4 protein-coding genes are annotated in these 1,899 nt (G+C 35.8%); 1 reads left to right on the top strand and 3 read right to left on the bottom strand.

Going from position 1 to position 1,899, the window contains the following annotated elements; genetic code table 11:
- On the top strand, positions 1-218 hold a 218-nt coding region (locus ACY65O_RS08070), incomplete at its 5' end, for a hypothetical protein (protein ID WP_462220344.1).
- Positions 219-258: 40 nt separating this feature from the next.
- Here the strand turns inward: ACY65O_RS08070 and ACY65O_RS08065 are convergent.
- From ACY65O_RS08065 to ACY65O_RS08055, 3 genes are all read right to left on the bottom strand, one after another.
- Positions 259-531, bottom strand: coding sequence for a DUF4242 domain-containing protein (locus ACY65O_RS08065; protein ID WP_462220343.1), 273 nt, complete (start codon positions 529-531; stop codon positions 259-261).
- Positions 532-558: 27 nt separating this feature from the next.
- Positions 559-1,449, bottom strand: a complete 891-nt coding sequence (locus tag ACY65O_RS08060) for a porin family protein (protein WP_462220342.1) — start codon at positions 1,447-1,449, stop codon at positions 559-561.
- Between the two features lie 39 nt (positions 1,450-1,488).
- Positions 1,489-1,899, bottom strand: a 411-nt coding sequence (locus tag ACY65O_RS08055; RefSeq protein WP_462220341.1) for a hypothetical protein, incomplete at its 5' end; no start/stop codon positions are given.

The raw sequence follows: 1,899 nt of genomic DNA, 5'->3' as shown, positions 1-1,899 counted from the left end.
CTGAAAGCCCCAGCCAAAGCCAATTAGAAAAATTTGGAAGGGTAAACAATTGCCATGGTGCAAGCCGATCAACTATACAAACTAATAATCCCAATAAAAAAATGCTAAAAAAAAGTGCTGCCCTGTTTAAGATGGAAGGCTCCACCAGCCTTGTAAGCTTTGCAAGAACAAAGTTTGAAATTGTCCATGCAAATAATGTTGCAAAAGCAGCAAAGTAACCTGTATCCATATTTTTGATTACATAATAAAGATAATTTATTACTCAGCAGTTGCCGGATCAATTATTTGCTTTACTGCACTTATTTTATTTGTTGTAAATCCACCATAGCTGGCATGCTCCATCAGTGCATCTTCATCAGGAGCTACATAAACACAATACAATTTTTTGTCTGTTACATAACTTTTTATCCAATGGACCTGCGTTTTCATATTGCTTAATACTTCGCATGATTGCAGTGCCATCTCTTTTAAATCCTTTTGAGAAAGATTGCCTGCATGAGGCATATCTCTTTCTACCAGGTATTTGGGCATAAGATAGATTTATACTTGAAAATTGTGTTACAGTGTATATGATGCTCTCATAGAAGCAACCATATTGCGGTTCTTATATTGCTCATCTTTATTTATATTTATTAATCCAGGAGTAAGGCGTAACCCCACACCAATCTTATTTTTAAACTTATAACCCACACCAATGGGAATACCTACATCAAACTTTTTTATTTCATCTTTTATATCGTTAGTATTAGTGCCCTTATCTTTTGCGCTAAGCAGCAGCCCCGGCTGCACTCCGGCTTCTGCAAAAAAACCTGCTCGTTGCCGTTGGTAGCGTACCATTACCGGAAAATTTAGATAGCTAAGCCTTGATGTACGGGAAGTGGTGCTGTAATTACCACCAGGAACGTAGTCAGAAGATTCGTATTTACCTCCCTGCATAGAATAGTTAATTCCAATTCCTAAACCTACATAATCAGATAAGGAAATAACTTGTGTTTGAACTCCTATCAACATACCTAAAACTGGATTATAGTTAGGATAATTTCCTGATTTGTTAGAGTAAATTGCTCCTGCTAAAAAGTCAATACCATCTTCAGTTTTCTTTTTTTTCTCCCCTTCAGAGGCTAATCTTCTATCTTCATCTTCCTTCCTTCTTTCTTCAGGTGTTAATTTATCTCTACGCTCTTTTTCTAATTCCCAGCGTGCCCTTCTGCTTTTTGCCTCATCGTACTTCAGCCGTTCTGCTTCTCTCTTAATACTGTCCTCACGCCTGAGTGTATCATTGCGGAGTCTTGTTTGGCACTGTTCAATTGTCTCATCATCTTTACAACCAAATTCTTTCCTAAAATCCTTTTCCGGATACGATGTACCGTTTTTATATATGAAGTTCGCCTGTGCATAACTCAAACTGGTTAACAAGCTTAACCCCAACATCAATAATACTTTTTTCATAATTTTAATTTTAGGTTTTAATAATAATTTATACAAACATTAATAAGATGCAAATGTATTTTCGTGTAAATCAGAATAGGGCGATTTAAATAATCCAAATTTTATAAAAGGCATCCATGCAGAGTCGTTTGCTGATAATTTTTTCAGATCCCTGTACAAACCACAAGGCGAACCACCCCTGCCAAAAATGAATGGAAACTTTACTTTTGTAACCGGCAGCTTTTCAATACCCGGTAACGAATTAAAAACTTCCAGCACATACTCATAACAATTATATTTTTTTAGGTTATATTTCTTTTTTGATAGCTCTTTACATTTTTGCAGTATTAATGCAAACTCATCGGCAGTTAATTTTTTTTCTACTGAAGCATCATACTGCCTGTTGCTGTTATCCAAAATTTTTGACCTTACCTTTTTAACAAGAAAGGTTACAGCTACCCGTGGGTAAAA

It is taken from the genome of Ferruginibacter sp., from assembly GCF_031430955.1.
Classification (GTDB): Bacteria; Bacteroidota; Bacteroidia; order Chitinophagales; family Chitinophagaceae; genus Ferruginibacter.
This window is presented reverse-complemented; position numbering and strand designations above follow the sequence as displayed.

Bases quoted from the DNA above. Each gene is read 5' to 3' on its own strand.
- ACY65O_RS08065 (WP_462220343.1), bottom strand. From the start codon at position 531: ATGCCCAAATACCTGGTAGAAAGAGATATGCCTCATGCAGGCAATCTT.
- ACY65O_RS08060 (WP_462220342.1), bottom strand. From the start codon at position 1,449: ATGAAAAAAGTATTATTGATGTTGGGGTTAAGCTTGTTAACCAGTTTG.